Raw genomic sequence first — 24842 nt, 5'->3', positions numbered from 1 at the left:
GTTTTTTCGTTTCTGCATTTCGTTTACATCAGCGGAGTCGCTAACTGCACAATGCTGATCAGCGGTTGCGGGTAAATACCCAGCACCAGTACCAGCAGAGCAGAAATCAGCACCACGATACCGCCCGCGCTGTACTGCCAGTTGGACGGCGCATCGCGGTTCAACTGCTGCGGTGCGCTCAAGTACAGGCTCACCGCAACACGCAGGTAGTAGTACAAACCAATCGCGGAACCGACCACCACCGCGGCAACCAGCCACCACAGGTTAGCCTGTACACCGACGGCCAGTACGTAGAACTTACCGATAAAGCCCAGCGTCATCGGGATACCTGCCAGAGACAGCATCATCACCGTCATCACTGCCGCGAGGATCGGACGATGCCAGAACAGACCACGGTAGGAGAACAGAGAGTCCGCATCCGGGCCGCGGTACGGGCTGGACATCAGGCTGACCACACCGAACGCGCCGAGGCTGCTGAACAGGTAACCGGCCAGGTAAACGCCAACTGCTTCCATCGACATCTCGCCGCTCTGCAGAGCAATAAGCGCCACCAGCAGGTAGCCGAGGTGAGAGATAGAAGAGTAACCGAGCAGACGTTTAATATTGGTCTGGCTCAGCGCCATCAGGTTACCGAAGATGATGGAAGCAAAGGCAATTACGCCCAGTACGATACGTACCGCTTCGCTATCTCCTACCGGTGCGTACAGGAACAGACGCATCACCACGCCGAAGATAGCGATTTTGCTCGCCGTCGCCAGGAAGGTGGAAACCGGAGCCGGAGCGCCCTGGTATACGTCTGGCGTCCACAGGTGGAACGGAACCAGCGAGAGTTTAAAGCCGAGGCCAACAATCATCAGACCGAAGCCCGCCAGCAGCAGCGGTTCGTGCAGCATGCCGTCGCCGAGGCTCTTACCGAGTGCAACAAACGACAGATTACCAGACTGCGCGTACACCAGCGCCATACCGAACAGCAGGAAGGAAGACGCTGCGGCAGACAGAATGGTGTATTTGATACTGGCTTCCAGCGAACGTTTCTGACGGAACGCATAGCCAACCAGACCAAACAGCGGCAGAGAGATCAGCTCAATACCAAGGAACAGCGCCGCCAGATGGTTAGCGTTAGCCAGCAGAATACCGCCAAGTGCGGCAATCAGCACCAACAGGTAGAACTCTTCCCGGTTGTCATCGTAGCCTTCCAGCCACGGGTAAGCGAAGGTACAGGTGGCAAGACTCGCCAGCAGCACCAGCCCGGTGTAGAGCATGGCGAAACCGTCAACCCGCATCAGCGGGGTGACGTCCATGGCGCCCGCCTGGCCAACAAACCAGAGCGAAACCAACGCGGCGTTAAGCCCAATGACCGACAGCGTGGCATTGAGGAAGTGATTGCGTCGCCACGCAATGGAGAGCATCACAACCACCACCGTCAAGCCGACGATCAGCAGCGGTAGCAGCGCAATCAGGTGTTGTGGAGTTATTGTCATGGCGATTTACGGCCTTGTAGTAGTAACGGAATTAACAAACCACTGCTGGATGTTGCTCATCGCAGAATGCGAGGTATCCAGAATCGGCTGCGGATAGAAGCCAAGCAGTACCAGAAGCACGACCAGCAACAGGATGATAAACAGCTCACGCAGCGACATCCCTGGCAGTTCAACACTGGCAATCTGGCTCTTCGCTTTACCGAAGTAAGCGCGATGCAGCATCGCCAGCGAGTAAACAGAGGCAAACACCAGACCAAAGGTCGAGATCACGGTAATGACCGGAACCACCTGGTAGCTGCCGAACAGAATCATAAATTCGCCAACGAAGTTACCTGTACCCGGCATACCCAGCGTACACACTGCGAAGAACATCGACAGCGCAGGCAACCATTTCATTTTGCCCCACAGGCCGCCCATCATACGCATATCTCGCGTGTGCAGACGTTCGTACAGCTGACCACACAGAATGAACAGACCGGCTGCGGACAGACCGTGCGCAATCATCTGGATAACAGCACCCTGGTACGCCAGCTGGCTGCCGGTGTAGATAGCAATCAGTACGAAGCCCATGTGCGATACGGAGGTGTAAGCGATCAGACGTTTGATATCGTACTGATTAAAGGCCATCCACGCGCCGTAGAAGATACCGATAACGCCCAGCCACATTGCGATAGGTGCAAACTCCGCCGACGCGTTCGGGAACAGCGGCAGAGAGAAGCGCAGCAGACCGTAAGCCGCGGTTTTCAGCAAAATCCCCGCCAGGTCAACGGAACCTGCGGTCGGCGCCTGGGAGTGCGCATCCGGCAACCAGCCGTGCAGCGGAACTACCGGCATTTTCACCGCGAAGGCAATGAAGAAGCCCAGCATCAGCAGATATTCCACACCGTGGGACATCGGGGTATTCAGCAGCTCTTCATAGTTGAAGGTCCACACACCGGTCGCTTTATAGTGCACAAACACCAGCGCCAGGATGGCAATCAACATCACCAGACCACTCGCCTGGGTATAAATGAAGAACTTGGTCGCCGCCGTGATACGCGTTTTACCGTCAGAGGCTTTATGCCCCCACAACGCGATCAGGAAGTACATCGGCACCAGCATCATTTCCCAGAAGAAGAAGAACAGGAACATGTCGATGGCAAGGAACACGCCGATCACGCCGCCTAAGATCCACATCAGGTTCAGATGGAAGAAGCCCTGGTATTTTTCGATTTCATTCCAGGAGCAAAGTACCGCCAGAACACCGAGCAGACCGGTCAGCACTACCATCAGCAGCGACAGACCGTCGATAGCCAGATGAATAGAGATGCCAAAACGTGGGATCCACGGCAGGACAAATTCAGACTGCCACTGCGGAATGCCAGCGGATTGCGTCAGTGAATAGCCGCCCTGCAACCACAGTTGCAGGCCAAGCGCCAGCGTCAATCCCATGGTAATCAGCGCAATCCAGCGCGGCACCTTCACGCCAAAGCGTTCGGTCTGCCAGCACAGGAAGCCACCGATAAAGGGAATTAATATCAACCAGGGTAATAACATAGCTAAGTATGTCCCTTATATTTACTCCTGCTCAGGCTATCTCACTCGTCAGCCCAAATCCCGGCAGTGCTCGCAATCCTCACGTACTTCAGTACGCTCCGGTTGCTCTGCGCTGGCGGTCTCCGGTCTGACTTCGCCGATGACGCCTGTACATCAGGAACAGATTTTCAACGAATTCTAAAAATTATTTTTGGGTTTGTAGGCCGGATAAGCGCAGCGCCATCCGGCAATCGTTCATCCAGCCAACAAACTCAACGCAGTACCATCAACAGTGCCAGCACAACGACGGCGCCGATGCTCATTGATGCAACATACCAGCGCAGATAACCGTTCTCGCTCAACAGCAGGCCTTTACCTGCAAAGCGGGAAAGGATCGCCGGGATGTTCATCATTGAGTTGAGCGGATCGCGTTTCAGCAACCAGGCAACACCCAGGAACGGCTTGACGAACACTTTGTCGTACAGCCAGTCGAAGCCCCAGGCGTTATACCACCAGGTACCCAGCAGGCGGCCCGGCGCACTGTTCGCAATCGACGTCACCAGCGTGCGTTTACCCAGCCACAGCCATGCTGCGATCAGGATACCCGCAATCGCTACGATACCGGAGGTAATTTCCAGCGTCATAACGCGACCATGCTCAAGCTCGGTCGTCGCAGGCAGTACACCCTGCAGCGGCGGCACAATCAGCGCGCCAACGAAGGTGGACAGGATCATCAGCACAATCAGCGGCAGATGATGGGTAATCCCCTTCCCTGCGTGGGCATGAATTTGTTCTTTACCGTGGAACACGATGAAAATCATACGGAAGGTGTACAGAGAGGTCATGAATGCACCGACCAGACCTGCAACCATCAGATTAATATGACCATTCGCCATTGCACCGGCCAGAATCTCATCCTTACTGAAGAAGCCAGCGGTAATCAGCGGCAGAGCCGACAGCGCCGCGCCACCGATCAGGAAGCAGAGATACACCAGCGGAATTGACTTACGCAGCCCGCCCATCTTGAAGATGTTCTGTTCGTGGTGGCAAGCCAGGATAACCGAGCCGGATGCCAGGAACAGCAACGCTTTAAAGAAGGCGTGCGTCATCAGGTGGAAAATCGCCGCATCCCACGCCTGTACGCCAAGAGCCAGGAACATATAACCAATCTGGCTCATGGTAGAGTACGCAAGAACGCGTTTGATGTCGGTCTGTACCAGCGCAGCAAAACCCGCCAGCACCAGAGTGATAGCACCGATAATCCCCACCAGGTGCAGGATTTCAGGCGTCATCAGGAACAGGCCGTGCGTACGGGCTATCAGGTAGACACCAGCGGTAACCATCGTCGCGGCGTGGATCAACGCGGAGACAGGCGTCGGGCCGGCCATCGCATCAGCAAGCCAGGTCTGCAACGGCAGCTGTGCAGATTTACCGACCGCACCGCCCAGCAGCATCAGGGTTGCCCACATCAGCATGTTGTTACCGTCTGCAAAGTGCGCAGGCGCCAGTTCCACCATTTCGCGGAAGTTCAGCGTGCCCAGCTCGTTGTAGAGGATGAACAGCGCGAACGCCAGGAATACGTCACCAACACGGGTTACCACGAAGGCTTTCATTGCCGCAGCGCCATTCTTCGGATCGGTGTAGTAGAAACCAATCAGCAGATAGGAGCACAGGCCCACGCCTTCCCAGCCGAGGTACATCAGCAGCAGGTTATCCGCCAGCACCAGAACCACCATGCTGGCGATAAACAGGTTGGTGTAGGCGAAGAAACGAGAATAGCCCTCTTCTCCGCGCATATACCAGGAGGCGAACATGTGGATCAGGAAACCAACGCCGGTCACCACGGAGAGCATGGTCAGCGACAGGCCGTCCAGCACCAGGTTAAAACCGATGTTGAAGTCGCCGACTGACATCCACGTCCACAGCGGCTGGCTGTAAGCCTGCTGGCCATTGGCAAAGAAATCAACGCCAACAAACGCAGTAACCAGCGCAGCCAGACCGATCGACCCGACACCCACGGTAGCAGACAGATTTTCTGACCAACGACCACGAGAAAACGCCAGTAATACAAAGCCAATAAATGGCAGAATAATGGTTAAGGCAAGCATGTTCATCCACGCATCTCACTTACTGAATCGATGTTCAGGTTCTGGCGACGGCGATGAAGTTGCAGCAACAGCGCAAGCCCAATGCTCGCTTCGGCAGCCGCAAGGCTGATGGCGAGAATATACATCACCTGACCATCGGTCTGGCCCCAGTAGCTTCCGGCGACCACAAAGGCCAACGCGGAGGCGTTAATCATGATTTCCAGCCCGATCAGCATAAACAGCAGATTGCGGCGGATAACCAGACCGGTTAAGCCCAGCACGAATAAGATCGCAGCGAGGATCAGTCCATGTTGTAAGGGGATCATGCGTGCTCCTCCGTTTTTCTTTTCGCGCGGTCGTCGGTGCGATTGCTCAGCACTTCACCAGAACGCTCTTCGCGCCCCACGTGGAAGGCCACAACCAGACCCGCCAGCAGCAGCATCGAAGCCAGTTCAACCGCCAGTACATACGGTCCGAACAGGGAAATACCGACTGCTTTCGCGCTAATTGGCGTGCCGTCGATGCCCTGATCGTTAACGCCCAGAATGGCGTAAACAATAACCACCAGCATAATGGCTGACAGAATCGCCGGACCAATCCACACCTGCGGTTTCAGCCACTGACGTTCCTGTTCAATTTCAGAACCACCAAGGTTGAGCATCATCACCACGAACACGAACAGCACCATGATGGCGCCCGCGTAGACGATAATTTCCAGCGCACCGGCGAAGTAAGCGCCTAACGAGAAGAACACCCCAGAAATCGCCAGCAGCGAAATAATCAGGTACAGCAACGCGTGTACCGGATTGGTGTGGGTGATCACCCGCAAGGTTGCGAGAATGGCTATCAGGCCACAGATATAAAAAGCGAACTCCATTGCCCCTCTCCTTACGGTAACAGGCTCTTGACGTCGATAGGCTTAGCTTCGTTCTCTGCTTCGCCCTTATCTTTGCCGTCGATTGCCATACCTGCCATCCGGTAGAAGTTATATTCCGGGTATTTGCCCGGCCCGGAGATCAGCAGATCCTCTTTCTCGTAAACCAGGTCCTGGCGCTTGTACTCACCCAGCTCGAAATCTGGAGTCAGCTGAATAGCCGTAGTCGGACAGGCTTCTTCGCACAGGCCGCAGAAAATGCAGCGTGAGAAGTTAATGCGGAAAAACTCCGGATACCAGCGGCCGTCTTTGGTCTCTGCTTTTTGCAGAGAAATACAGCCTACCGGACAAGCTACCGCACACAGGTTACAGGCAACGCAGCGCTCTTCACCGTCTGGATCACGAGTCAGAACGATACGACCACGAAAACGGGGCGGTAGATAGACCGGCTCTTCCGGATACATCTGCGTTTCGCGTTTCGCGAACGCATGCAGGCCGATCATCCAGATACTGCGTACCTGGGTGCCGAAACCTACGAACAATTCTTTTAAGGTCATGGTCTTTGTGTCCCTTATTGCGCCTGCCAGAGAATGACAGCCGCCGTTACCAGCAAGTTGACGAGCGTCAGCGGCAGACAGACTTTCCAGCCGAAGGACATTACCTGGTCATAACGAGGACGCGGTAACGACGCACGAATCAAAATGAACATCATCATGAAGAACGCGGTTTTCAGCGCGAACCAGACGAATGGCGGTAAGAACGGGCCATGCCAGCCACCGAAGAACAGGGTAACCATCAGTGCAGAAATGGTGACGATGCCGATGTATTCACCCACGAAGAACAAACCGAATTTCATACCGGAATATTCAATGTGGTAACCGTCGGCCAGTTCCTGCTCGGCTTCTGGCTGGTCAAACGGGTGACGGTGGCACACCGCCACGCCCGCGATGGCAAAGGTGACAAAACCAAAGAACTGCGGAATAACGTTCCAGATATCAGCCTGGTTGTTGACGATGTCGGTCATGTTAAATGAACCGGCCTGCGCCACCACGCCCATCAGGGAAAGCCCGAGGAACACTTCGTAGCTCAGCGTCTGCGCAGACGCACGCATCGCACCGAGCAGGGAGTATTTGTTGTTACTGGACCAGCCAGCGAACAGCACCGCGTATACCGCGAGGCCCGCCATCATCAGGAAGAACAGGATCCCGATGTTCAGGTCAGCAACCACCCAGTTCGGACTCACCGGCACGATGGCGAAAGCCAGCAGCAGCGAGGTGAAGGCGATCATCGGTGCCAGGGTAAAGATGACGCGATCCGAGAATTTCGGGATCCAGTCTTCTTTAAAGAACATCTTGATCATGTCCGCAACCAGCTGGAGCGAACCGCCCCAGCCAACACGGTTCGGTCCGTAACGGTTCTGGAACAGACCCAGCAGACGACGTTCGCCAAAGCTCATGAATGCCCCGCAGGTGACCACCACCAGCAGGATCACGACCGCTTTGAGAATGCTCAGCAGGATCTCAATCAGATCGGGTGTAATCCAACTCATTGTTGTGCCTCCTGCAGATCCTCAAGACGCGCACCTGCCAGAACCGGCGCGATGCCAGGCATACCCATCGGCAAACCAACCTGCCCTGCCGTTAATCCTTCAGCGATTTCAACCGGCAGCGTAACCGTGTTGCCATCGTAGCTGAAAGAAACGCGCGTACCGGCATTAACACCCAACTTCGCGGCATCAGCCGGGTTGAGTTTGATGTACGGCTGCGGCATACGGGTCTGGAAGACTGGCGCACGCTGGGACATTTCGTCACTGCCAAACAGATGGTAGTACGGCGCTATACGCCACTGACCATCCTGAGCCTGGAAGCTCGCCGGAACGGTAGTGAAGTAATCCATACCATCTGCAGAAGCTTCGATCAGACGCACGCCCGGATCGCCATGACGCAGTTTACCGCCCACTTCATCCTGGAACTTGTTCCACGCCTGTGGGGAGTTCCAGCCCGGAGCCCAGGCAAACGGAATTTGTGAACGCGGCGCAGACGGTTGGTTGTTCCCTTCCATAGAGAAGGCGAACATAGTGTCTTTGTCCTGCGGCTGGCGCGGTTCGTGTACGCTGATGTTAGCGCGCATTGCGGTACGACCGCTGTAACGGTGCGGTTCACGAGCCAATTTCTGTCCACGGATACGGAAGCTTGCGTCCGGCGCGGCATCTTTGATACCCGCCAGTTGCGGCAGCTTCTCAACGACCGCGTCGATAACGTGGTCGAGCTGCGTCCAGTCCACTTCGCGGCTCTGCACGGTGCTGTGCAGCGAGTGCAGCCAGCGCCAGCTTTCCAGCATCACGGTGTTACTGTCGTAGTAGGACGGGTCGTAGACCTGGAAGAAACGCTGAGCGCGGCCTTCGTTGTTAATCACCGTACCATCGCTTTCGGCGAAACTTGCGGCGGAAAGCACCAGATGAGCGTTTTCCATAATTGCCGTACGCTGATGGTCAATGACCAGTACCAGCGGCGCTTTCGCCAGCGCTGCGTTCACACGGGTTGCTGAAGCATGGCGATGCAGGTCATTCTCCAGCACCACAACGGCGTCAGCACGACCTGTTTCCAGCTCGGTCAGCGCATCGTCAAGGGAACCACCGCCAATCATACCCAGGCCCATGCTGTTAACAGAGCGAGCAATCATGGTGATGCCGACGTCTGCACCACGGCCTTTCAGCGCCTTCGCCACGTTGGCAGCCGCCTGAATCACTTCGGCGCTACCGGCGTTGGTGCCGGAAATAATCAGTGGTTTCTTCGCCCCGGCCAGTGCCTGAACGATAACGTCAATTTTGTTTTGCAGGTCACGGTCGATACCGTCAACCGCCGGAGCGTTGTTATCCAGCGCATGAGCGATAGCGAAACCTAAACGCGCCTGATCTTCAACCGGTGCACGATAGGTCCATGCGGCGATGTCATCCAGACGGGTGTTATCGACGTTGGTAACGAACAGCGGGTGCTTAGCACGCTGGCCGATGTTAAGGATTGCTGCGATCTGCCAGTCAGCCACTTTCTGTGCCGCCGCCATTTCACGCGCTTTACCTTTCACCGCCTGACGCACAGCCAGCGCAACGCGTGCGCCGGTCTGGGTGACATCTTCGCCCAGCACCAGAACCGCATCATAAGATTCGATTTCGCGCAGTGCCGGAGTATGAATCCCGCCGTCACGCAGCACGCTCAGTGCCAGTTGCAGACGTTCCTGCTCGCCCTGGGCGATACCGGTATAGAAGTTATCCGCACCCACCAGTTCACGCAGCGCGAAGTTACTTTCAACGCTGGCGCGCGGGGAGCCGATACCAATTACTTTCTTCGACTGACGCAGAATATCTGCCGCGCCCTGCATCGCCTGCTCGGCGTTCAGCGTGATCAGGTCATCGCCACGACGCTGTACCGGCTGACGCGGACGGTCTTTCAGGTTCACGTAACCATAGCCAAAACGACCACGGTCGCAGAGGAAGTAGTGGTTAACGGTACCGTTATAACGGTTTTCGATACGACGCAGTTCACCGTAGCGCTCGCCCGGGCTGGTGTTACAGCCGATGGAACACTGCTGGCAGATGCTCGGCGCAAACTGCATGTCCCATTTACGGTTATAACGCTCAGAGTGCGTTTTATCGGTGAAGACGCCGGTCGGGCAAATTTCTACCAGGTTACCGGAGAACTCGCTTTCGAGCGTACCGTCTTCCGGGCGGCCAAAGTAGACGTTGTCATGTGCGCCATAGACGCCCAGATCCGCGCCATCGGCGTAATCTTTGTAGTAACGTACGCAGCGATAGCAGGCGATGCAGCGGTTCATTTCGTGAGAGATGAACGGCCCCAGGTCCTGGTTACGGTGAGTACGCTTCGTGAAGCGGTAGCGACGGAAGCTGTGACCGGTCATGACGGTCATATCCTGCAGGTGGCAGTTGCCGCCCTCTTCACAGACCGGACAGTCGTGCGGGTGGTTAGTCATCAACCACTCCACGACGCTTTCGCGGAACTGTTTCGCTTCTTCGTCATCAATAGAAATAAAGGTGCCTTCGGTGGCCGGTGTCATACAAGACATCACCAGGCGACCACGCGTGTCTTCCGCGTTTTGATATTGCTTCACCGCACACTGGCGGCAAGCACCGACGCTTCCCAGCGCCGGGTGCCAGCAAAAGTACGGAATATCAAGGCCGAGAGACAGACAAGCTTCCAGCAGGTTGTCCGCTCCGTTGACCTCATATTCTTTGCCGTCTACATGAATCGTAGCCATAGTCAGCATGCTTCCAGTTGGCTCGGTCGTAACCGAGCGTTAATCGAATTTCTTATCGCGACACAGGGCTAACCCTGTAATCACCAGCGCTCTTTCAGCAGGTTCGGCTGAATACCACCAATCTGATGGGTATTGCTGAAGGACTGCTTGATGCCAGCTTCGAATTCTTCGCGGAAATATTTAATGGCGCTCTGCAGCGGTTCCACTGCGCCCGGTGCGTGTGCACAGAAGGTTTTACCCGGGCCGAGGAAACGACACAGTTGCTCAAGTGTCTCGATATCCCCTGGCTGGCCTTCGCCACGCTCCAGCGCGCGCAGAATTTTCACACTCCACGGCAGACCGTCACGGCACGGCGTACACCAGCCGCAGGACTCGCGGGCAAAGAACTCTTCGAGGTTACGCACCAAAGGAACCATGCCAATCTCGTGATCGACAGCCATGGCCAGCGCGGTGCCCAGACGGCTACCTGCTTTACCAATGCTTTCGAATTCCATCGGCAGATCGAGGTGTGCTTCGGTCAGGAAGTCAGTCCCTGCGCCGCCTGGCTGCCAGGCTTTGAACTTCAGTCCATCGCGCATGCCACCCGCGTAATCTTCGAGGATCTCACGCGCGGTAGTACCGAAAGGCAGTTCCCACAGGCCAGGATTCTTCACGCGACCAGAGAAGCCCATCAGCTTGGTGCCCGCGTCTTTGCTCTTCGAAATGTTCTGGTACCACTCCACGCCGTTCGCGAGGATAGCCGGTACGTTACACAGGGTTTCGACGTTGTTTACGCAGGTCGGTTTGCCCCATGCGCCAGAGCTTGCCGGGAACGGCGGCTTGGAACGTGGGTTAGCACGGCGACCTTCGAGGGAGTTGATCAGCGCGGTTTCTTCACCGCAGATATAACGCCCTGCCCCGGTGTGGACAAACAGTTCGAAGTCGAAACCGGTGCCCATGATGTTTTTGCCAAGCAGACCGGCTTCGGTCGCTTCGGCGATCGCGCGACGCAGATGCACGGCTGCTTCGATATATTCACCGCGCAGGAAGATGTAACCACGGTACGCTTTCAGCGCAAACGCGGAAATCAGCATGCCTTCCACCAGCAGGTGCGGCAGCTGTTCCATCAGCAGACGGTCTTTATAGGTGCCCGGCTCCATTTCATCGGCGTTACACAGCAGGTAACGGATGTTCATGGATTCGTCTTTCGGCATCAGGCTCCACTTCAGACCGGTGGAAAAGCCCGCGCCGCCGCGCCCTTTCAGGCCAGCGTCTTTTACCTGATTAACGATTTCGTCCGGTGACAACCCGGTCAGGGCCTTACGCGCACCTTCGTAGCCGTTCTTGCTACGGTATTCGTCCAGCCAGACCGGCTGTTTGTCATCACGCAGACGCCAGGTCAGCGGATGGGTTTCGGGAGTACGGATAATGTCTTTCATTTATACCGCTCCAGTAGTTCGGGAATGCCTTCCGGGGTCAGGTGAGCATGAGTATCTTCATCGATCATCATGTTTGGCCCTTTATCGCAGTTCCCCAGGCAACAGGTCGGCAGCAGCGTAAAGCGACCATCAAAGGTCGTCTGCCCCGGCTTGATGTTGAGTTTTTTCTCAAGCGCGGCCTGGATCCCCTGGTAGCCGTTGATATGGCACACCACGCTGTCGCAATAGCGGATCACGTGGCGACCTACCGGCTGGCGGAAGATCTGGCTATAAAACGTAGCAACACCTTCTACGTCGCTTGCCGGAATACCCAGCACATCAGCGATCGCATAGATCGCCCCATCCGGCACCCAGCCACGCTGTTTCTGAACGATTTTCAGCGCTTCAATGGACGCCGCACGCGGGTCTTCGTAGTGGTGCTTCTCGTGCTCAATCGCTTCACGCTCAGCCGCACTCAGCTCAAAAGCCTCGGTTTGTGGTTGTTGATTCTCGTGCATAATTAGCGGTCCACATCTGACATAACAAAATCGATACTACCCAGATGGACGATTAAGTCGGACACCAGGCTGCCACGTACCGCTACCGGGATCTGCTGCAGGTGCGCATAGCTCGGGGTACGGATACGGGTACGGTAACTCATGGTGCTGCCATCGCTGGTCAGGTAGTAACTGTTGATACCCTTGGTCGCTTCCACCATCTGGAAGGACTCGTTTGCCGGCATAACCGGGCCCCACGAAACCTGCAGGAAGTGGGTGATAAGGGTTTCGATATGTTGCAGCGTGCGCTCTTTCGGCGGCGGCGTCGTCAGCGGGTGATCCGCTTTGAACGGGCCTTCCGGCATGTTATTGAGGCACTGCTCAAGGATGCGCAGACTCTGGCGCAGCTCTTCAACTTTCAGCATCACGCGGGTATAGCAGTCAGAAACGCCGCCGCCAACCGGGACTTCAAAGTCAAAGTTTTCGTAGCCAGAGTACGGACGCGCTTTACGCACGTCGAAATCAATACCGGTCGCGCGCAGCGCAGCACCGGTACAACCCCAGTCCAGCGCTTCTTTCTTACCGTAAGCGGCAACGCCCTGCGAACGGCCTTTCAGGATGGTGTTACGCAGTGCGGCTTTCTCGTAAGAATCCAGACGTTTTGGCATCCAGTCGAGGAAGTCACGCAGCAGCTTGTCCCAACCGCGCGGCAGATCGTGTGCCACACCGCCGATACGGAACCAGGCCGGGTGCATACGGAAACCGGTGATCGCTTCCACCACGTCATAGATTTTCTGACGGTCGGTAAAGGCGAAGAATACCGGGGTCATCGCGCCGACGTCCTGAATGAACGTGGAGATGTACAGCAGGTGGCTGTTGATACGGAACAGTTCGGACAACATCACGCGAATCACGTTGACGCGATCCGGCGTGGTGATACCAGCCAGCTTCTCAACGGCCAAAACGTAAGGCATTTCGTTTACGCAGCCGCCGAGGTACTCAATACGGTCGGTGTACGGAATGTAGCTGTGCCAGGACTGACGTTCACCCATCTTTTCAGCGCCACGGTGGTGGTAGCCGATGTCAGGTACGCAGTCGACGATTTCTTCGCCATCAAGCTGCAGCACAATACGGAAAGCTCCGTGAGAAGACGGGTGGTTAGGACCGAGGTTGAGGAACATGAAGTCCTCATTTTCGGTGCTACGCTTCATACCCCAATCTTCTGGTTTGAAGGTCAGCGCTTCCATTTCCAGATCCTGTTTGGCTTTAGTCAGCTCAAACGGATCGAATTCGGTCGCACGCGCCGGGTAGTCTTTACGCAGCGGATGACCTTCCCAGGTATGCGGCATCAGCAGACGCGTCAGGTGCGGGTGACCTTCGATATCGATGCCAAACATTTCCCAGGTTTCACGCTCATACCAGTTGGCGTTCGGGAACAGTTTGGTGAAAGTCGGTACGCGCAGATCGTTTTCAGACAAAGCCACCTTGAGCATGATATCGCGATTGCGTTCAATGGAGATCAGGTGATAGAAAACGGAAAAATCCGCGGCAGGTAACCCTTCGCGGTGCGTACGCAGACGTTCGTCCATGCCGTGTAAGTCAAACAGCATGACGTAAGGTTTCGGCAGTCTCTTTAAGAAATCGCCAACTTCCAGTAATTGTTCACGCTTGACCCAAACAACGGGTACCCCGGTGCGAGTCGCCTGAACGGTAAAGGCATCCGGCCCAAAACGGTTGCGCAGTTCGCCAATGACCGGGTCATCAAGGTGATCCCGTGTTTGCCATACGGCGTCTTGCGCGGTTAAGTCGGTCATATTGTTCACCATTGCAAATGGTCCGTGGTGGTCGGCAGTGCTTCGCGCTATTTATGTAGTGATAAGCGAAGGAAGTGCTGCTGCCGACAGGCGCAAATTAAATCTCGTCTGGTGTACGAAGATTCGTTACAGCAATACGTTCGCCGCGTTTACGCTCGCGTTCTGACTGCATATTGGCGCGATAAACGCCCTGATCGCCAACCACCCAGGAGAGCGGGCGGCGTTCTTTGCCAATGGAATCTTGCAGCAGCATCAGAGCCTGCATATACGCTTCTGGGCGCGGCGGACATCCCGGGATGTACACATCGACCGGAATAAATTTATCAACGCCCTGCACCACAGAATAGATGTCGTACATACCGCCGGAGTTGGCGCATGCGCCCATGGAAATAACCCATTTCGGTTCCAGCATCTGATCGTAGAGGCGCTGAATAACTGGTGCCATTTTGGTAAAGCAGGTTCCGGCTACGACCATCAGGTCAGCCTGACGCGGCGATGCACGCAGTACTTCCGCACCAAAACGGGCCACATCGTGCACGGCGGTAAACGAGGTCACCATCTCAACGTAGCAGCAGGAAAGGCCAAAGTTATATGGCCAAATTGAGTTTTTACGGCCCCAGTTAACCATGTCATGCAGTTTGCCCATGAACACGTTTTTGTTAACTTCTTGTTCCAGGGGGTCGGTTACGATCTCCTGTTTTTGCAGGGGGTAACGGTCGTTCTCACCGTTAGGATCTATGCGGGTGAGCGTATAATCCATCTTAATGCCTCGCGGTTAGCGTTGACGATTAGCGATACTGTTCGTTTCCGGGTTCATACGCTCGCGGCGTGAACGCGCGGGCGTCCAGTCCAGCGCGCCAATACGCACCAGATAAACCAGACCTGCCAGTAACACAAAAATAAAAATTGCAGCTTCCACAAAGCCAATCCAACCGCTTTCACGGATAGAAGTTGACCATGCGAACAGATACAGCGCTTCAACGTCGAAGATAACGAAGAACATGGCTACCAGATAAAACTTGGCAGACAGGCGCAGGCGGGCGGTGCCGACCGAGTCGATACCTGATTCAAACGGCACGTTTTTAGATCTCGCGCGTGCGCGACCCCCTAAAAACCAGCCGCCGACGAGCATCAGGCAGCACAGGCCAATGGCAACGATAAGAAAGATAGCGAATGCCCAGTGATGAGCGATGATTTCAGTGGATGTTGACATACTCATTGCTTACTCATCAAAAGTAGCGCCAAATTCTCTGCTCTTTTCGGCAGATGAACGCCACATCGATTCATGGGGAGGAATAAAAAAAACCTTACAATCACTGTGAAAAATCATTTTATACAGCTAATTGATGGGGTTTTTTACTCCTTTCTATAACCTTTTGTCAACTTTAACAAAAGTTTCCTCACATTATTTTACACTGTTCCAACTTCATTAACATAAAGTGCTCTTTAGACCCATTTCGATTGCATCATCGGTCATTTTTAATGTTGTTGAATCGTGTCCGTAGTGAAGTAAAAAAGATAATACACGTCTATTTTGACAGGAATTCACCCAGATGCCTCCCCCTAAATGGGAGTATTTTCTTGATCTGTGACACGCTTTTGTTAATTCACCATAAAAAACAGCAACAATTTCTCTAGTTTTTTAACATGGAAACATTTAGCAACTCAGCTGATTATTTTTCATCCTATTGTCAGTCTGTTTTTTTACCTGCTGATTTTGTTAAGTTTTAGTATATGAATGAACAGAAAGCAGTAATATTTGCATAAAAAAAGAGCCGCTGGATGTTTTTTCATCATCAGTGGCTCTTTTTTACACTTACATTTTAAAACTTTTTTTTGTGACGCTTTACTCAAAGTCGCCTTCAACAATCAGCGAGTCATCTCCCCCTTCAGGGGTAAACTGATTGTATTGCCAAGGATTTTGATATGTCTGCATCGACTTAAAGATAACCTGAGCTAATTCATTTTGCGTGGCCGGATCGCTGCACAGCAGATACTCGGTATCAGGCAGAGGTGGCAATCCGTCCGCCGCACCCAGTACGCGTAAATCCGGGCTCATCATTTCGACAGGACGGGCAGTAACGCCCAGCCCTGCTTTTACCGCCGCGCGAACCGCAGGCAATGTTGAAGCGACATAAGCCAAACGCCACGGGATCTGTGCGGCATTCAACGTCGCCAGCACGATATCGCGAAACGGGCTGGGATCGTCCAGCAGAACTAACGGCACCGGTTCCCCTTTTTGCAGGATATATTCGGCTGCGCAATACCAGTGCGTCGGTGAAGTTCGCAAATTCAGGCACTCAAAATCGCCAGGTCGGTTAGTGGTGACCACTAAATCCACTTCTTGCGACTTAAGCATCTCCACCATGTAGGCGTTGCGTTTCACTCTGACATCCAGTGCAAGTTTCGGATAAACCGAACTTATACGGTTAAGCAGAAAAGGGAGTATGGTATCGGCGGATTCATCAGAAGCACCGATAGTTAACACCCCCTGAAGATTGTTAAACATCAATGATGAGCATGCCTCATCATTAAATCGCAGTATTTTCCTGGCGTAACCCAACAGCTGGATACCGTGTTCGGTCAGCAGTTTGTTGCGTCCATGGCGCGCGAACAACTCTTTCCCCACAAGTTGTTCAAGACGCTGCATTTGCTGACTTACCGCAGACTGAGTTCGACACACCGCAGCTGCCGCAGCCGCAAAGGTATTCAGGTCGGCAACAGCAACAAAGGTTCTCAGCAGATCGAGGTCGAGGTTAATTATCGGACGATTTGCATTTATCATAGTTTTTCACTTACTCGCGGGTCATACCGGGTTAATGCTGTGCATTCAGAATCAAACAACTCCATTTGTAATGTGCCTCCCTTCAGTTTCGCTTAGTGTAACCAAGTGAAAATAAGGATGTATTTGGTTTAACAAACGAAACAATTCTCTTTCTGAGCTATTTTAATACCCGTGATATTCATCGGAATATAGCAACGAGAAAGAGCCGTATTTTTAGCTGCTGGATGATTCTGACTAATGGGAAACATGTAAATTTTGTAAATTTAAAAAATAGTTAACGAACAATAATTTACACATTAAAAACTAACTTTTCAGGATGTTAGGAACAACCAACAAACATTTGAATTATCGTAAAATTCGTACTACACACCATTTCATAGGAGTTATCTTAACCTAAAACCACTATATTTATAAGTGTTATCGCGAATAATTCCGGGCAAATTGGTGTTATGTCAGTGCAACGGTTTTCGTATTATTGGCCAACTCAATTTGATGTCGTTTAAATAATAAATAATAATTAATTAAGAATTCCTCAATTCATTAATTATGCTTAACAATGGATTCACACCGCGTCACGCAGGGATCAGACCGATAACAGATTTCGCAGGCCAAACCTCAGTATTTTCGAATTACGCCATTCAGCTGAGATCTCAGCTACCTTTTTCTTTACAGGCCTAACTTTTTTTGACCAGACAAATCACCATACCCACACTAACAAAGCAAAATATAAACCACAAAAAACACAATAATCCAGATCATTACTCTACAAAAATCACATTATTTAGTTATTAACAGTGAATTATAATCCCCCTGCTTTCCAAAATATTCTACTAAAGACCCTTCAAAACTCACCGTCGTGGGAGTACATTGTGCTGGGCTGACTTCCACGGCAGGGAGTGGCATTCACAGCTAAAAAGGTCAACGTTCATGTCCCCCATTGAAAAATCCAGCAAATTAGAAAACGTCTGTTATGACATTCGCGGCCCGGTTCTGAAGGAAGCAAAGCGCCTGGAAGAAGAAGGCAACAAAGTTCTGAAACTGAACATCGGCAACCCTGCGCCTTTCGGGTTTGAAGCGCCAGATGAAATTTTGGTGGATGTGATCCGCAATTTGCCAACTGCGCAAGGATATTGCGATTCCAAAGGCCTTTATTCAGCCCGCAAAGCAATCATGCAGCATTACCAGGCCCGTGGGATGCGCGACGTAACCGTGGAAGATATCTATATCGGTAACGGCGTATCTGAATTGATTGTGCAGGCCATGCAGGCATTGCTAAACAGTGGGGACGAAATGCTGGTTCCTGCACCTGATTATCCACTGTGGACGGCGGCGGTTTCGCTCTCTGGTGGTAATGCCGTGCACTACCTGTGTGACGAATCGTCAGACTGGTTCCCGGACCTGGATGATATCCGCGCCAAAATTACGCCGCGTACCCGTGGGATCGTCATCATCAACCCAAACAACCCTACTGGCGCGGTGTATTCTAAAGAGCTGCTGATGGAGATTGTTGAGATTGCCCGCCAAAACAATCTCATCATCTTTGCGGACGAGATTTACGACAAAATTCTTTACGATGACGCCGAGCACCACTCGATTGCGGCAATGGCCCCTGACCTGCTGACTATTACCTTTAACGGCCTGTCAAAAACCTATCGTGTTGCCGGTTTCCGCCAGGGCTGGATGGTACTGAACGGACCGAAGAAACATGCCAAAGGGTATATCGAAGGCCTTGAGATGCTGGCTTCTATGCGCCTGTGTGCCAACGTTCCGGCACAACATGCCATTCAGACCGCACTGGGTGGATATCAGAGCATCAGCGAATTCATCATGCCAGGCGGACGTCTGTATGAGCAACGTAACCGCGCCTGGGAACTGCTTAATGACATCCCCGGCGTCTCTTGCGTAAAACCGCGCGGTGCGCTGTATATGTTCCCGAAAATTGATGCTAAACGCTTTAATATTCATGACGACCAGAAGATGGTACTCGACTTCCTGTTGCAGGAAAAAGTACTGCTGGTCCAGGGGACGGCATTCAACTGGCCGTGGCCGGATCATTTCCGCATCGTCACGCTACCGCGTATTGACGATATCGAAATGTCGCTGAGTAAATTTGAGCGTTTCCTGTCAGGGTATCGCCAGCTGTAACTACGCAAAGTGCTGCCGGGTTTGCATCCGGTAGCACTCTCTGCGCAAAATACCGTTACTGAAGTCACTGAGTAAGGGTCATTATGAAGCAGAGCCACTTTTTTGCCCACCTCTCCCGTCTGAAACTCATTAATCGCTGGCCGCTGATGCGCAACGTGCGCACCGAAAACGTGTCCGAACACAGTCTGCAGGTTGCCATGGTTGCCCATGCGCTGGCCGCAATTAAAAACCGTAAATTTGGTGGTCAGGTTAATGCTGAGCGTATTGCCCTGCTGGCGATATATCACGATGCGTCAGAGGTGTTAACCGGCGATCTCCCTACCCCAGTGAAATATTTCAACTCTCAGATTGCTCAGGAATATAAAGCGATAGAGAAAATTGCCCAACAAAAACTGGTCGATATGGTTCCCGATGAGCTGCGCGATATTTTTGCGCCGCTCATTGATGAACATGCCTTAAGTGAAGAAGAGAGGTCGATTGTTAAACAGGCGGATGCCCTGTGCGCGTATCTGAAGTGCCTGGAAGAACTCTCTGCCGGTAACAACGAATTTTTGCTGGCAAAAACGCGTCTGGAAAAAACGCTGGAGTCACGACGCAGCGAAGAGATGGACTACTTTATGGACGTATTCGTCCCGAGTTTTCACCTCTCATTAGATGAAATCAGTCAGGATTCTCCATTGTAAGTTTGCGGCGACACTTCCTTTGTAGGCCGGATGAGGCGTTAGCCGCCATCCGGCACATAAAAATCAAAACGGAAACAGCATCGGGATCATCACCACGCACACCACCATCACAATGATGGTAAACGGCACGCCAATTTTTACGAAATCGCTAAAGCTGTAGTTACCCGGCCCGAGTACCAGTGTGTTTACCGGTGAAGACACTGGCGTCATAAAGGCTGCGGAAGCCGCCATCGCAATCACCATCGCAAAAGGATACGGCGAAACGCCCATCGACTTTGCTGCCGCCAGCGCAATCGGCGCCATCAGTACCGCCGTCGCAGTGTTAGAGATAAATAACCCAATGGTCGCGCACAGCACGAACAGGCAGCCCAGCATCATATACGGGCCGTACCCTCCACCAACGTCCATTAGCCCTTTAACCACCAGATCAACACCGCCCGTTTTCTGTAATGCCAGCGCAAAGGGCATCATTCCGACAATCAAAATAATACTTGGCCAGTGAATGGCTTTATAGGCGCTTTCGGCATCGATGCAGCGGAATTTTCCCATCAGCAAACAGGCGATAATCGCGGCAACCGTATTAGGGATTTCATCGGTAAGCATTAACGCGACCATCAGCACCAGACAGAAAATCGCATGCGGCGCCTGGCTGTGCGCCGGAGAAGCTTCACTGACTTCCACGGGCATATTCAGCACCACGAAATCGCGCCCTTTTTGCCCCAACAAAGTGATGAGTTTCCAGTTACCCACTACCAGAATGATATCGCCCATCAGCAGTGGTTCATCCACCACCGCTCCGGCCAGTGCCGTACCATCACGCTTCAGTCCGACGACATTCAGGCCATAACGCGTACGAAAAGCGATTTCCCGTACCGTTTTGCCGATCAATTCCGATTCAGGGATTAATGAAATCTCGGCCATACCCACGTCAAGCGCCTGCTCGGAAAAGTATTCACCACGCAGCACCATCGGCTCCAACAGTTGCTCGCTGCAAAATTCACGCAGGTCGACGTCGGCCGCTGACATATCGATCAGCAATACGTCACGGGCACGGAACTCAGAAACCCCGTTAACATCGACAATCACGCGGCGAAAACGCCGCCAGCGTTCAACACCAATCACGTTTGCCCCGTAGCGCTCACGCAATTTCAGATCATCCAGACGTTGGCCAATCATGGGAGAACCCGGGCGAATCGCCAGGCGACGGGCACGCCCTGTCAGGCGATATTCTTTGATCAGATCGCGAAAGGTCCGGCGCTTCCAGCCGTCTCCCGGCTGCCCGGAGTCTTCACCTTTCAGCATAAAACGCATCACCAGCATATAAATTATGCCGAGTACCAACACCACCAGTCCCAGTGGGGTTACGCTAAAAAAGCTAAAACCGTTAAGTCCTTCACGTAACAATTCACTGTTGACGACCAGGTTCGGCGGCGTTGCCACCAGCGTCATCATGCCGCTTATCAATCCGGCAAAGCTCAACGGCATCATCAGCCGTGAGGGGGAGATTTGCATGCGCATAGAAACGCTTAAGACAACCGGAATAAAGATGGCGACCACACCGGTCGAACTCATGAAGGCACCGAGTCCGGCTACGGTTATCATCAGCAACACCAGCATTTTGACTTCACTGCTGCCGGCGACCTTCACCAGCCAGGCACCCATTACCGTCGCCACGCCGGTACGCACCAGGCCGTCGCCGATAATGAATAAAGCCGCTATCAAAATAACGTTAGGATCGCTGAACCCGGAAAAAGCCTCTGTGATGCTCAATGTTCCGCTCAGAACAAAGGCAATAATGACCAGCAAAGCGACCGCGTCCATACGCACTCTGCCAGTTGCAAACAAGACGACGGCAATCGCCAGCAATGAGAGAACCCATATCAATTCACCGTTCACAACATATCCTTGTTAAATGAGAGGGATGGACTGATTCTGCCATAAAAAAGCCCCAACAATCTGGGGCTAAATCATGATCAGGTATTTCTTATAACGACCACATTTCCGTTGGGTTGTTTGGTCACAGAAATATGTTCCAGACTGGTCAGCGAAAAATCAACTTCGTCCAGACGCGGCGTATCCGCTGGCGCGTTAACCGCGATGACATGACACCCAGCAGCCAGTCCTGAGAGCACCCCGGCGGGGGCATCTTCCACCACTGCACATTCCTGCGGTGCCAGGCCCAGAAGCTGAGCGCCTAACAGATACGCGTCTGGCTCTGGTTTCCCTCTTTTTACCCGCTCGGCGGTGACAAACACTTCAGGAGCAGGAAGCCCGGCAACACGATGACGCGCACGTGCGACTGGCATAGAACCGGAGGTCACAATCGCCCATGGAATACCTGCTTTATTGAGATGGTTGAGTAAATCAACTGCCCCCGGCAGCGCGGTGATCCCGGCGGTTTCCGTCGCTTCGATCTGTTCCAGACGGGTAAATTCCGCGGCGATCTCTGCCTCAGACTTGCCCACCATAAAGTGTCGCAGGGAGGTAATGGCCTGCTTACCATGAATAAAGCCGAGTACCTCGGCGTGATCGAGGCCGAAGCGATCGGCCCAGTTGCACCACGCACGCTCTACTGCGGGTAAGGAATCGACCAGCGTTCCATCCAGATCAAACAGAAAACCTTTGCACTGCACGCTCGCCCCCTCAGGCATTAATGATTTGGTTAATTTCATTCGCGCTCAGGTGATACTGACGCGGGCAAGAGTGCCAAACATTCAGCATACGCTGATATTTTTCCCACATTGGGGTCTGGGCGTTGAAGCCATGCGTACCCGCATCAAAGTGGGTGTAACGACCTTCCACATTGACCATAAAACGAACGTACCCGAGGAAACGGGCTTCCGTTGCGGCGTCAAAACCGAGGAAGGTCACGCGACGCTCATCAATAGCCTGCGCATCCTTAAGATTAGTCCAGGACACATGTAATGCGTGATACATCTCCATAATATCGATAATCGTACGACAGGTTTCTTCCGTCAGTTCACCAAACTCACGATCCAGCTCACGCATCTGCAAGCCGTAACCGCGTTCAATAATCGTCTGCAAACGACGATAACGCTCGGCGTTAGTTGGATCGAGCATAGTCATCATTTTGTACTGATTCGACAAAATCAGACGTTGAGCGTTGGTCATTTCCATTTGGGACTCCTGTATCACTACTACTGCGATGAAAAAAAAGAAGGCATCTTGTGCCTTCTTTTATATGCGTAATCAGGGGTCAATTACAAATCATCAAGGAAAGTTTTATCCAGTTGTTTGAAGGCGCGCTTAAGCGTGTCAGCCAGCGCCTGGTAATCCGGCTTTCCTTCTACCGGAGAGAGCGCCTGCCCAGCTTCTTGCAATTTACCCCGAACTTCGTAGAACCAATTGAGAATTGAAGGCGGCAGCGGCGTTACGGAACGTTTTCCCAGCCACCACATCCCCTGCATCGGCAGGCTAAGCGCAAACAGCGCAGTCGCCACGGCCGGGCCCAACTGCCCCCCTAACGCAATTTGCCAACATAAGGTGAAGACGGCGATAGGCGGCATAAAACGGATCGCGTAACGCGTCATGCGGATCACGCGGTTCTCAACAAACACGGGCGCAAGGCGCTTTTCCATTGGCCACGTCTTTGCATAGTGCTGCCCCCGGCGAAACAAGCTAAAAAAATTGACGGAGCGATTATCCGGTGTCGACATGGCGGTTACCTCAACTTCACATATAAAAATTAAAAAATTTGTGCAAAACAACAACTACAAGGGACATCGTTCAAAACATTTTGTCTTTGATACCCACATTCAGGTATCCTGTGCCGGCCTGTAAGGCCTGTAGTCCAAAATCATTGAGTCGTCAAATTGGCATACATTATGCCATTGCCTGAAAAATACGCAAAATGACATAGACTCAAAGGTATTTATTCCATCGTGCCCAAAAAGACTATGGCGCATGATGTTAATCATAAACGTCGGTGTCATCATGCGCTACGCTCTATGACTCCCTGACGTTTTTTTAGCCACGTATCATAAATAGGTACTTCCATGTCGAGTAAGTTAGTACTGGTTCTGAACTGCGGTAGCTCCTCACTGAAATTTGCCATCATCGATGCAGTAAACGGTGAAGAATACCTCTCTGGTTTAGCCGAATGTTTCCATCTCCCAGAAGCACGTATCAAGTGGAAAATGGACGGCGGTAAACAAGAAGCGGCTTTAGGTGCAGGCGCCGCTCACAGTGAAGCGCTGAACTTTATCGTTAACACTATTCTGGCACAAAAACCAGAATTGTCTGCGCAATTGACCGCTATTGGTCACCGTATCGTACACGGCGGCGAGAAGTACACCAGCTCCGTGGTTATCGATGATTCCGTTATTCAGGGCATCAAAGATTCTGCCTCTTTCGCACCACTGCATAACCCGGCTCACCTGATCGGTATCGCAGAAGCGCTGAAATCCTTCCCTAATCTGAAAGACAAAAACGTGGCTGTATTCGACACCGCGTTCCATCAGACTATGCCGGAAGAGTCTTACCTCTATGCTCTGCCGTACAGCCTGTACAAAGAACACGGCGTTCGTCGTTACGGCGCGCACGGTACCAGCCACTTCTTCGTTACTCAGGAAGCGGCAAAAGTGCTGAACAAACCGGTTGAAGAGCTGAACATCATCACTTGCCACCTGGGCAATGGCGGTTCTGTATCTGCTATCCGTAACGGTAAATGTGTTGATACCTCCATGGGTCTGACCCCGCTGGAAGGTCTGGTGATGGGTACGCGTTCCGGTGACATCGACCCGGCGATCATCTTCCACCTGCACGATACCCTGGGCATGAGCGTTGACCAGATCAACAAAATGCTGACCAAAGAGTCCGGCCTGCTGGGTCTGACCGAAGTCACCAGCGACTGCCGTTATGTTGAAGATAACTACGCTACTAAAGAAGACGCTAAACGTGCAATGGACGTTTACTGCCACCGTCTGGCGAAATACATCGGTTCTTACACTGCGCTGATGGATGGTCGTCTGGATGCAGTTGTCTTCACCGGTGGTATCGGTGAAAACGCAGCGATGGTTCGTGAACTGTCTCTGGGCAAACTGGGCGTTCTGGGCTTTGAAGTTGACCACGAACGTAACCTGGCCGCACGTTTCGGCAAATCTGGTTTCATCAACAAAGAAGGTACCCGTCCTGCGCTGGTTATCCCAACCAACGAAGAACTGGTTATCGCGCAAGACGCGAGCCGCCTGACTGCCTGATTTCACACCGCCAGCCTAGCTGGCGGTGCTGTTTTGTAACCCGTCTAAATTGGCGGTAACGAAAGAGGATAAA

Annotated in this window: 21 protein-coding genes; 3 read left to right on the top strand and 18 right to left on the bottom strand. The window is 53.0% G+C overall.

The window, feature by feature from the left end:
- Window positions 1-23 precede the first annotated feature (23 nt).
- The 14 genes from nuoN to lrhA all read right to left on the bottom strand — a co-directional run bounded on the left by nuoN (window position 24) and on the right by lrhA (window position 16722).
- Entirely contained in the window at window positions 24-1481 is a 1458-nt protein-coding gene (nuoN, locus tag OGY10_RS02280) for an NADH-quinone oxidoreductase subunit NuoN (RefSeq protein WP_003027689.1), read from the bottom strand.
- Between the two features lie 6 nt (window positions 1482-1487).
- Window positions 1488-3017, bottom strand: a complete 1530-nt coding sequence (nuoM, locus tag OGY10_RS02275) for an NADH-quinone oxidoreductase subunit M (RefSeq protein WP_003027692.1) — start codon at window positions 3015-3017, stop codon at window positions 1488-1490.
- Window positions 3018-3268: 251 nt separating this feature from the next.
- Window positions 3269-5110 carry an NADH-quinone oxidoreductase subunit L gene (gene nuoL / locus OGY10_RS02270; RefSeq protein ID WP_003834744.1) on the bottom strand — a complete coding sequence of 614 codons (1842 nt, stop codon included), beginning with the start codon at window positions 5108-5110 and terminating at the stop codon, window positions 3269-3271.
- Window positions 5107-5409 carry an NADH-quinone oxidoreductase subunit NuoK gene (gene nuoK, locus OGY10_RS02265; RefSeq protein ID WP_000612644.1) on the bottom strand — a complete coding sequence of 101 codons (303 nt, stop codon included), beginning with the start codon at window positions 5407-5409 and terminating at the stop codon, window positions 5107-5109. The genes nuoL and nuoK overlap by 4 nt, the downstream gene beginning before the upstream one ends.
- Entirely contained in the window at window positions 5406-5960 is a 555-nt protein-coding gene (gene nuoJ, locus OGY10_RS02260) for an NADH-quinone oxidoreductase subunit J (protein WP_003028059.1), read from the bottom strand. The genes nuoK and nuoJ overlap by 4 nt, the downstream gene beginning before the upstream one ends.
- Window positions 5961-5971: 11 nt before the next feature.
- Window positions 5972-6514, bottom strand: coding sequence for an NADH-quinone oxidoreductase subunit NuoI (nuoI, locus tag OGY10_RS02255; RefSeq protein ID WP_003028062.1), 543 nt, complete (start codon window positions 6512-6514; stop codon window positions 5972-5974).
- A gap of 14 nt (window positions 6515-6528) precedes the next feature.
- Complete coding sequence (gene nuoH / locus OGY10_RS02250; RefSeq protein WP_003028063.1) at window positions 6529-7506, bottom strand: NADH-quinone oxidoreductase subunit NuoH; 978 nt, start codon at window positions 7504-7506, stop codon at window positions 6529-6531.
- Complete coding sequence (gene nuoG, locus OGY10_RS02245; protein ID WP_032941985.1) at window positions 7503-10229, bottom strand: NADH-quinone oxidoreductase subunit NuoG; 2727 nt, start codon at window positions 10227-10229, stop codon at window positions 7503-7505. The genes nuoH and nuoG overlap by 4 nt, the downstream gene beginning before the upstream one ends.
- An 80-nt stretch (window positions 10230-10309) precedes the next feature.
- Window positions 10310-11647 (bottom strand): NADH-quinone oxidoreductase subunit NuoF, encoded by a 1338-nt coding sequence (gene nuoF, locus OGY10_RS02240; protein ID WP_003834753.1) that lies wholly within the window; start codon window positions 11645-11647, stop codon window positions 10310-10312.
- On the bottom strand, window positions 11644-12144 hold the full coding sequence (nuoE, locus tag OGY10_RS02235) for an NADH-quinone oxidoreductase subunit NuoE (RefSeq protein WP_003028069.1): 501 nt from the start codon (window positions 12142-12144) through the stop codon (window positions 11644-11646). Before nuoE ends, nuoF begins: the two co-directional genes overlap by 4 nt.
- Window positions 12145-12146: 2 nt before the next feature.
- Entirely contained in the window at window positions 12147-13949 is a 1803-nt protein-coding gene (gene nuoC, locus OGY10_RS02230) for an NADH-quinone oxidoreductase subunit C/D (RefSeq protein ID WP_003834757.1), read from the bottom strand.
- Window positions 13950-14034: 85 nt separating this feature from the next.
- Window positions 14035-14697, bottom strand: a complete 663-nt coding sequence (nuoB, locus tag OGY10_RS02225) for an NADH-quinone oxidoreductase subunit NuoB (RefSeq protein ID WP_003028075.1) — start codon at window positions 14695-14697, stop codon at window positions 14035-14037.
- 15 nt (window positions 14698-14712) lie between these two features.
- Window positions 14713-15156: an NADH-quinone oxidoreductase subunit NuoA gene (gene nuoA / locus OGY10_RS02220; protein ID WP_003028077.1), complete on the bottom strand. Its 444-nt coding sequence runs from the start codon at window positions 15154-15156 to the stop codon at window positions 14713-14715.
- A gap of 627 nt (window positions 15157-15783) precedes the next feature.
- Entirely contained in the window at window positions 15784-16722 is a 939-nt protein-coding gene (gene lrhA, locus OGY10_RS02215; RefSeq protein WP_003834760.1) for a transcriptional regulator LrhA, read from the bottom strand.
- 927 nt (window positions 16723-17649) lie between these two features.
- Here lrhA and alaA point away from each other — a divergent pair.
- Both alaA and yfbR read left to right on the top strand, forming a co-directional pair.
- Window positions 17650-18867, top strand: coding sequence for an alanine transaminase AlaA (gene alaA, locus OGY10_RS02210; RefSeq protein ID WP_003028082.1), 1218 nt, complete (start codon window positions 17650-17652; stop codon window positions 18865-18867).
- Between the two features lie 83 nt (window positions 18868-18950).
- Window positions 18951-19550 (top strand): 5'-deoxynucleotidase, encoded by a 600-nt coding sequence (yfbR, locus tag OGY10_RS02205; protein ID WP_286576151.1) that lies wholly within the window; start codon window positions 18951-18953, stop codon window positions 19548-19550.
- Between the two features lie 63 nt (window positions 19551-19613).
- Here yfbR and OGY10_RS02200 read toward each other — a convergent pair whose 3' ends face one another.
- The 4 genes from OGY10_RS02200 to yfbV all read right to left on the bottom strand — a co-directional run bounded on the left by OGY10_RS02200 (window position 19614) and on the right by yfbV (window position 23227).
- Complete coding sequence (locus tag OGY10_RS02200; RefSeq protein WP_032944084.1) at window positions 19614-21446, bottom strand: SLC13 family permease; 1833 nt, start codon at window positions 21444-21446, stop codon at window positions 19614-19616.
- A 77-nt stretch (window positions 21447-21523) separates the two neighbouring features.
- Window positions 21524-22201 carry a sugar phosphatase gene (locus tag OGY10_RS02195; RefSeq protein WP_008785348.1) on the bottom strand — a complete coding sequence of 226 codons (678 nt, stop codon included), beginning with the start codon at window positions 22199-22201 and terminating at the stop codon, window positions 21524-21526.
- The gene (locus tag OGY10_RS02190; RefSeq protein WP_003028086.1) at window positions 22194-22688 is read right to left on the bottom strand and encodes a YfbU family protein; all 495 of its coding nucleotides are present in this window, start codon (window positions 22686-22688) and stop codon (window positions 22194-22196) included. The genes OGY10_RS02195 and OGY10_RS02190 overlap by 8 nt, the downstream gene beginning before the upstream one ends.
- 83 nt (window positions 22689-22771) lie before the next feature.
- Window positions 22772-23227, bottom strand: a complete 456-nt coding sequence (gene yfbV, locus OGY10_RS02185) for a terminus macrodomain insulation protein YfbV (RefSeq protein ID WP_003028087.1) — start codon at window positions 23225-23227, stop codon at window positions 22772-22774.
- Between the two features lie 339 nt (window positions 23228-23566).
- Here yfbV and ackA point away from each other — a divergent pair, with 339 nt between their 5' ends.
- Window positions 23567-24769, top strand: a complete 1203-nt coding sequence (gene ackA, locus OGY10_RS02180) for an acetate kinase (protein ID WP_003834770.1) — start codon at window positions 23567-23569, stop codon at window positions 24767-24769.
- Window positions 24770-24842 lie beyond the last annotated feature (73 nt).

This window comes from Citrobacter sp. Cpo148 (assembly GCF_030332375.1).
Lineage (GTDB): Bacteria > Pseudomonadota > Gammaproteobacteria > Enterobacterales > Enterobacteriaceae > Citrobacter > Citrobacter portucalensis.
This window is presented reverse-complemented; position numbering and strand designations above follow the sequence as displayed.